Origin of the sequence: uncultured Pseudacidovorax sp. (genome assembly GCF_913773995.1) — a bacterium.
GTDB lineage: Bacteria > Pseudomonadota > Gammaproteobacteria > Burkholderiales > Burkholderiaceae_C > Xenophilus.
Genome location: NZ_CAJYES010000187.1, coordinates 1 through 6,974, shown reverse-complemented (window position 1 = coordinate 6,974; position 6,974 = coordinate 1). Strand labels below are relative to the sequence as shown.

Below are 6,974 nucleotides of genomic sequence, written 5' to 3'. Positions count from 1 at the left end.
CGCCCCATCGGCCGAAGTGAAGCCGGAGATTCGCGTGCTGCAGGCTTTGGCTCAGCTGCGTCAGCGCCACGAGCACGATGAACTGGCCCGGCGGCACGCCGATGAGTTGAGCCACCACGACGACGATGGTGCTGTGGATGACGTCGTCCAGCAGGTGATTGCGGGCGTCGCTCCACATGGTCATCTGACGCTGAGAGTGGTGCAGCGAATGCAGTCGCCACCACCAATCGATGGTGTGCTGGCCCCGGTGGATCAGGTACTCGACGAAATCCAGCACCACGAGGTAGAGCAGAAAAGTAACCCACGGCTGATCGGTCACGCCCGGCCATAGCGCGTCGAGTTGCATGGTGCCCCAGCCTGCCGTGCGCACATGGCCCAGCGCCCAGTCGAACAGCGGTTGCAGCAGAAAAAAGATGCCGACACGGAACAGCCCCAGCCGGTGGATCAGTGTGTAGACCACATCGACGCGCACCGCGCGCCGGTCCCGCACCGGCTCGACCGGCTGCCAGCGTTGAAGCGGCGCAAAGATCGCGAGCATGACGGCGATCTCGATGACGCCCACCAGCAGCCAGCCGGTGGCGTCGAAGCCGTCCTCCAGCAGGTTGCCCATTCCAGCCGCGAACATCACCGGCTGGACCACGGTTTCGAACAGCCACTGCTGCGTGAGACCGAAAGGATCGGTCAGCCAGGCATGCCAGTCCATTGAAACTCTCCGTCCATCACAACCAGCGCTCAGGGATGCGCCGCGATCCAGGCGCGGTAATCGGGATGCTCGCGCAGCGTCCGAAAGCAGAAGCCACGCTGCTGCAGGCCGGTGACCAGGGGTTCGAGCACGGCCGGCGCCCAGGGATCCTGCCGTGACCAGATGCCCAGGTGGGCCAGGAGGATGTCGCCGGGGCGGATGCGCTCCAGCGCCTGGGCCAGCAACTGCTGGTTGGGATATTTGTCACTGGGCAGTTCATCACCGAGGAACCCGGCGGGCGACCAGCCCACATACTGGTAGCCGCACTCGCGCGCCGCCTCCAGCAGCTTGGGCGAGGTCTTGCCGCCGGGCGCGCGGTACAGCGGCAGCGGCTTCTTGCCTGTGATCTGGGCCAGCCGCTCGCTGGACTTGCGGATGTTCTCGCAGTACTGCGTGGCCGACCATGTCGTGCGCTTGCCGGTCTGCGGCCCCGCGGAGGGTTGGATGACGAAGCGCTTCTGGCCTTTCTCGTCGGGAAGGTCGCCTCGCCAGTAGGCGTGGTCGTAGGTGTGCGAGGCGAACTCGTCGCCGTCGGCCGCCCTTGCCTTCCACCATGGCGCCCAGTGGTCGTCCAGGCTGTCGCCGCCGTCCTTGGTGCGCTCGGCAGCGGCAAAGAAGGTCACGCGGACGTCATGGCGCTTGAGCACATCGGCCACCAGCGGGGCCACACCCATGTGGCCGGTGTCGAAAGTCAGGTAGACCGGCTTGCTGCAGTCTGCCGCCGCAGCGACGACCACCGAAACGCCCCCGGCAACGGCCAGCAGGGCACCGGTCAGGCGGCGCAGCCCGCGGCTGAAGCGTTCAACGCGCATGGTCGAGCGTCCAGACCCCGTGGGGTGACTTGCCCACGGGCACCTGCCTGATGAGCTGGCCAGTCTGCAGATCGACCACGCTCAGCTTCTTGGCCCAGCGCGAGGTTACGTAAAGGCGCTTGCCATCGGCCGTGACGTCCATGCAATCGGGGCCACCGGGCACTACGTAGTTCGCCACCACCTTGAGCGTCGTGAAGTCGATGCGGCTGATCGTGTTGGCCACCCGGTTGCTGACGAAGACCGTCTTGCCATCGCCGGCCGCCCGGAAGGCGTGCGCGCCCTTGCCGGTCGGCAGCACGCCCACCGCCTTGGGTTCGCGTCCGGTCACGTCGAAGACCTGCACGCCCTCGCCGCCCGTCAGGCCGACCAGCAGGGTCTTGTCGTCGTGGATGCCGAAGATGTCCGCGGGCATCGGCCCGGTCGGGACGCGCCAGCGGATGGTCTGCGTGGCGATGTCCACGGCGATCAGTTCATCGCTGTCCTGCATCGACACGTAGGCCGTCGTGCTCTTGGAGTCGATCCAGATGTGGCTGGGCGTCTTGCCCGTGGCGATGCGCTTGGCCAGTTGCAGATTGCTGCCATCCCAGCGGTAGATGTCGACGTGGTTCAGCCGGTTGGCGGCGGTGACGAACCACTTCATGTCGGGCGAGAAGCGCAGTTGGTACGGGTCGATGATGCCGTTGACGGTGCGCTGGATCTCGCCCGTTTTCGGGTCGAAGAAAGTCAGCGAGTCGCCCGCGGAGTTGGCCACGAGGACCGAGCGTTGATCCGGCGTCAGGTAGATGTGGTGAGGCTCCTTGCCAACGGACACGCGGCGCAGCTCGCTCCATGTCGTCGGATCGATCAGGCTCACGGTCGCGTCCAGCGAATTGAGCACGAAGATGGGAGGCGTGGGCGGTGCCGCAAAGCTCGGCAGGCAGGTACAGGCCAGGGTCAGCAGTGCGGCTGCGAGGCGGCCGGCACAAAAGGGATGAGCGCGCAAGATTCAACCTGTGGAGGCGGGACGAAAAATACTAACGGTCATCCCCCAGCAGGGGATGACTTCGTGGCTGGCTTGTTGACCTGGAACAGCGATTCCACCTCCGCAGCCGTGAGCCAGCGCCATTCGCCGGGCGCCAACTCGGGCGGCAATGACAGCGCGCCAACGCGCGCCCGATGCAAAGCTTCGACGCGGTTGCCCGCAGCGGCCACCATGCGCTTGACCTGGTGGTACTTGCCTTCGTCGAGTGTGAGCTGCAGACGCAGCGCGTCGAGCCGCTCGGCGGCCAACGCACGCACCGGCCTGGGATCGTCGTCGAGCACCACGCCCTGGCGCAGACGCTCCAGTTGCGCGTCGTCCAGAGGATGCTTCACCTCCGCCTCGTACACCTTGGGCACATGATGGCGGGGCGAGGCCATGCGGTGCAGAAACTTGCCATCGTCCGACAGCAGCAACAGGCCCGTGGTGTCCTGGTCGAGGCGACCCACGGCCTGTACCCCATCCACCCCACCCTTGACCGGACGCTGACGCAGCGGATCAGGCAGCAATGTGTAGACCGATGGCCACGCCGACGGCTTCTGCGAACACTCTGTACCCACCGGCTTGTTCAGGACCACATAGGCCTTGGCGTGGTACTCCCATGGCTTGCCCTGGACGGTGTAGCGAAGGCCTTCCTGGGCATCGACATCAAAGGTGGCATCGGTGATGGTCTGCCCGTCGACCACCACATGACCATGCTGGATCAACCCGGCGCACACGCGCCGCGTTCCAAAGCCCTGGCTGAAAAGCAGTTCTTGCAGTTGCATCGTGGGCGCGGATGTTAGTCGACGCCCTGCCGCTCGCTGGACCACAATCCAATGCAGCGCGTCCGGGCTCACCGGGAACGTGCCACCCACCACCGCATCGAAGCGCCATGCTCCATTCCCCTCTCCGCTTTCTGGCTGCGGCCGCCGCGCTGCTGGCCGCCACCACCCTCGTCGCCGCGCAACCGCAGCTCGACCTTCCCCGTGTCCCGATCACCGTCGGCATGTACCGGATCGATGCCCAAGTGGCCTCCACACCCCAGCAGCGTCAGACCGGCCTGATGTTCCGCGAGAACCTGCCTCAGCAGGAAGGCATGCTGTTCGTCTTCGAGGAGCCCGCCGTGCAGTGTTTCTGGATGAAGAACACACTGGTCCCCTTGACCGCCGCCTTCGTCGCCGACGACGGACGGATCGTGAATCTGGCGGACATGCAGGCGCAGACGACCGACAGCCATTGCTCGGAAGCACCCGTGCGCTACGTGCTGGAGATGAACCAGGGCTGGTTTGCCAGGAAGGGTCTGCGAAAAGGCACCAAACTGTCCGGCACGCCGTTCTCGGGCGGCCGCTGACCGCTGCTCGGGAGCCCGGGAGCGTGGCTGACGCGCTCGGGCACTGACAACCGCCTGGGCTTTCTCACTACGCGAAAGCGTCCAGCTGCGCCTACAGCCAGCCCCCGGCGTTCGAACGATCCTATTAACCAGACCCTGCCGCATGACCTGGATGTTCAGCGGCGGGCCCAACGAACATTTTCAAAGGATCTTTCGATGCTCGAACAAGCACAAGGCGCATTCCAGCGCGTGGCTGGCAAGGCCCAGGACGCCCTCGGCGAGGTCACGGGTGACAAGGGAATGCAGGCTGACGGCAAAGTAAGTGAAGCGCAAGGCGCCGTCCAGCAAAGCTATGGCCAGGCCCTTGACGAGATTAGGGAGCTCGCCGTCAAGCATCCGCTGGGGCTCGTGGGTGGCATTGCCGCCGCTGGCTTCGTGCTTGGCATGATCTGCGCCCGTCGCTGAGCGGGATCTCGGGCTTCAAGCGCTTCATTCATTGCGCCATCGCACCTGAACAAGGTGAGGTGGGCGGCGAAATTGCGCATTAACCCGGGGCGGCAAGCGCACGACTTGCCGCCCTTTTGCGCTTTGCGGAATACATGGCTGCATCGGCATGCCCAAGCAGTTGCTCCGCGTCCTGCGCATCTGCCGGAAAGCGAGCGGCGCCGATACTTGGACGCATCGTCAGCACCGCCTCGCCCACCAAGAACGGCTGTACGAATGCCTGTTCGATGCGGTTGACCAGCATCTCGGCCCCCCGGCCATCGGCATCCTGTTCCAGCAGCACCACGAATTCATCGCCTCCCAGGCGGGCGACGAGATCCGCACTTCTGACTGTTGCGCTGAGTCTGTCAGCGACGGACTGGAGGAGCCTGTCGCCGGTGACGTGACCAAGGCTGTCATTCACCCGCTTGAATTCGTCCAGATCGAGAAACAGCAGCGACAGCTCGGTCTGGTGCTCCTTTGCAGTACGAACGGCGGCGGCGAGCCGGTCGACGAAAGAGCGCCTATTGAACAACTGAGTCAGCTGGTCACGCTGCGCAAGCGTCTGCAGCCCCACATGCAGTTGCTTGCGCTCGATGGCCGTGGCCACCTGAGCTGCAATGAAATGCAGCAGTTCCGCATCGGCGCGGCCATAGCCTTGCTCGGGGTCTTCGCTTCGCAGCACCAGCGCGCCGATCGGCCCGTCCTGTGTCGGAAGTGCGGCCGCCAGCATTCCCGCCGGCATGTCTGCAACAGGCCCCGCCTCGGCAGGCGCGGGGCTGAGCAGCGCTGCGAGCCAGGGGGTCTCTTCAGGGCTCACCGGTCCAGGGACCTGACCCGTCGCGTCAACTTGGTACGCGGGATACAGCATCTGTCGCCCGTCGTCGAACAGCAGCACCGCAAAATTCCGCGCATCCAGCAGGGATCCGATGATGCCGTGCACGCTTTCGAACAAAGCGTAGAGGTCTTGGGCGGCATGCGCCGCCTCAGAGATTGCATAGAGCGCCGCCTGAACGGACCGTGCCCGGTGGAGTTCCGTGATGTCGTGCGCCACGGCCACGCGCACGCCCGCGCTCTCCACCCAACGCGCCGTCCATCGTATGTGAACGGTGCTGCCATCCTTGCGTATATAACGATTCTCGAAGTGCAGCTGAAGATGCCCTTCCATCACCCGGCGGGCAGCTTGCAAGGTAGGTTCACGGTCGTCCGGGTGCACGAACTCCATCATGTTCCGGCCAACGACCTCCTCGGCACCGTATCCGAAGATGCGCTCGAAAGCCGCATTCACGAAAACGAAGTTGCCCGAGCTCGTGACCGCGCAGACGGCATCCAACAACAGGTCGAGAAAGTTTTCGGAAACGGATCGGCGCATGGGCATAGGGGTCCGGGCTGAGCCCGCGGCGGCACATTGTCCTCGCCCTTTACGCCAAAAGTGTGGCTTGAACATGCCGCGCTTTTCACTGACTGCCTGACTGATGCGTGAGCACGCGGCGGCAAAAAAAAGCGCCACCTGTCGGTGGCGCTTTTTCGTAATTGTGGTGGGCGGTGAGGGCTTTGAACCCCCGACCCCAGCAGTGTGAATGCTGTGCTCTACCCCTGAGCTAACCGCCCGTCAGAAGCCAACTTGCATCGGCTTCTTCGGCTTCGTGCAGTGCTGCGCGAAGCCTTAGATTATGCCATGCTTTTTTGATCTTGCAACCGAAAGATGGTCTTTCCGCCGCTGGCCTTGTCGAGGTCGACCAGCGCCTGCTCGTGCAGCGCCAGTTCGTCGCTGGTCGCCGTCATCACGGGCAGTGTGAACTGGCGCAAGTCCACGTCGACCACCACACCCCGCTCCTCGCGTTCGCCAGTGTCGATGTCGATCAGCAGCGCATCCTGGCCGCGCGTGAGATTGATGTAGACGTCGGCCAGCAACTGCGCGTCGAGCTTGGCGCCGTGGAAGGTCCGGTTCGACCGGTCCACGCCGAAGCGGTCGCACAACGCATCGAGCGAGTTGCGCTTGCCGGGAAAGAGCTGCTTGGCCATGACCAAGGTGTCGGTCACCTCGGCCACGTAATCGCGCAGCGGCGGCAGGCCGACCCGTTCGAATTCCTTGTTGAGGAAGCCGACGTCGAAGGCCGCGTTATGGATGATCAGTTCGGCCCCGCGCAGGTACTCCACCACGTCGCGCGCCATGGTGGCGAACTTGGGCTTGTCGCGCAGGAACTCGGTGGTCAGGCCGTGGACCCGGAGCGCGTCCTCGTGGCTCTCGCGTTCCGGGTTGAAGTACAGATGCAGATCGTTGCCGGTCAGCTTGCGGTTGACCAGCTCGACACAACCCAGCTCGATCACCCGGTCGCCGTTCTCCGCCGACAGGCCGGTGGTCTCCGTGTCGAGGACGATCAGGCGAGACATGCGCTCTCCTTTAGGGATACCTCAGGGTGGGAAGACGCCGCCATGGTCAGTGGTTTTCCTTGGCGTGGTTGATCGTGTACTTGGGAATCTCCACGACCAGGTCCTTCTGCGCCAGGATCGCCGGGCACGACAGGCGCGACTGCGGCGTCAGGCCCCAGGCGCGGTCGAGCAGATCTTCCTCTTCTTCCTCGGCCTCGTTCAGCGAGGCGAGCC

8 protein-coding genes, 1 tRNA gene and 1 pseudogene are annotated in these 6,974 nt (G+C 64.5%); 2 read left to right on the top strand and 8 right to left on the bottom strand.

The genetic code is table 11. The annotated features are described in order from the left end of the window. The 4 genes from QZ772_RS17305 to QZ772_RS17290 form a co-directional block, all read right to left on the bottom strand. Positions 1 to 703 (bottom strand): sterol desaturase family protein (locus tag QZ772_RS17305; protein WP_295528840.1); only part of this gene is annotated, 703 nt, incomplete at its 3' end. A gap of 29 nt (positions 704 to 732) precedes the next feature. Next, complete coding sequence (locus tag QZ772_RS17300; RefSeq protein ID WP_295528838.1) at positions 733 to 1,554, bottom strand: polysaccharide deacetylase family protein; 822 nt, start codon at positions 1,552 to 1,554, stop codon at positions 733 to 735. Further along, positions 1,544 to 2,494 carry a selenium-binding protein SBP56-related protein gene (locus QZ772_RS17295; protein WP_295528842.1) on the bottom strand — a complete coding sequence of 317 codons (951 nt, stop codon included), beginning with the start codon at positions 2,492 to 2,494 and terminating at the stop codon, positions 1,544 to 1,546. Before QZ772_RS17295 ends, QZ772_RS17300 begins: the two co-directional genes overlap by 11 nt. An 80-nt stretch (positions 2,495 to 2,574) precedes the next feature. Continuing rightward, positions 2,575 to 3,339, bottom strand: a complete 765-nt coding sequence (locus QZ772_RS17290) for a 16S rRNA pseudouridine(516) synthase (RefSeq protein WP_295528836.1) — start codon at positions 3,337 to 3,339, stop codon at positions 2,575 to 2,577. Positions 3,340 to 3,446: 107 nt separating this feature from the next. Here QZ772_RS17290 and QZ772_RS17285 point away from each other — a divergent pair, with 107 nt between their 5' ends. Beyond that, on the top strand, positions 3,447 to 3,905 hold the full coding sequence (locus tag QZ772_RS17285) for a DUF192 domain-containing protein (RefSeq protein ID WP_295528834.1): 459 nt from the start codon (positions 3,447 to 3,449) through the stop codon (positions 3,903 to 3,905). A 195-nt stretch (positions 3,906 to 4,100) separates the two neighbouring features. Further along, positions 4,101 to 4,349, top strand: a complete 249-nt coding sequence (locus tag QZ772_RS17280; protein WP_295528832.1) for a CsbD family protein — start codon at positions 4,101 to 4,103, stop codon at positions 4,347 to 4,349. A 79-nt stretch (positions 4,350 to 4,428) separates the two neighbouring features. Here QZ772_RS17280 and QZ772_RS17275 read toward each other — a convergent pair whose 3' ends face one another. The 4 genes and pseudogenes from QZ772_RS17275 to QZ772_RS17260 all read right to left on the bottom strand — a co-directional run. Beyond that, positions 4,429 to 5,739, bottom strand: a complete 1,311-nt coding sequence (locus tag QZ772_RS17275) for a GGDEF domain-containing protein (protein ID WP_295528830.1) — start codon at positions 5,737 to 5,739, stop codon at positions 4,429 to 4,431. A 164-nt stretch (positions 5,740 to 5,903) separates the two neighbouring features. Continuing rightward, positions 5,904 to 5,978: transfer RNA gene (locus tag QZ772_RS17270), tRNA-Val, on the bottom strand. A gap of 60 nt (positions 5,979 to 6,038) precedes the next feature. Continuing rightward, on the bottom strand, positions 6,039 to 6,761 hold the full coding sequence (dnaQ, locus tag QZ772_RS17265) for a DNA polymerase III subunit epsilon (protein WP_295528828.1): 723 nt from the start codon (positions 6,759 to 6,761) through the stop codon (positions 6,039 to 6,041). A 46-nt stretch (positions 6,762 to 6,807) separates the two neighbouring features. Beyond that, positions 6,808 to 6,974 (bottom strand): annotated as a pseudogene (locus QZ772_RS17260) (2Fe-2S ferredoxin); the annotation flags it as partial.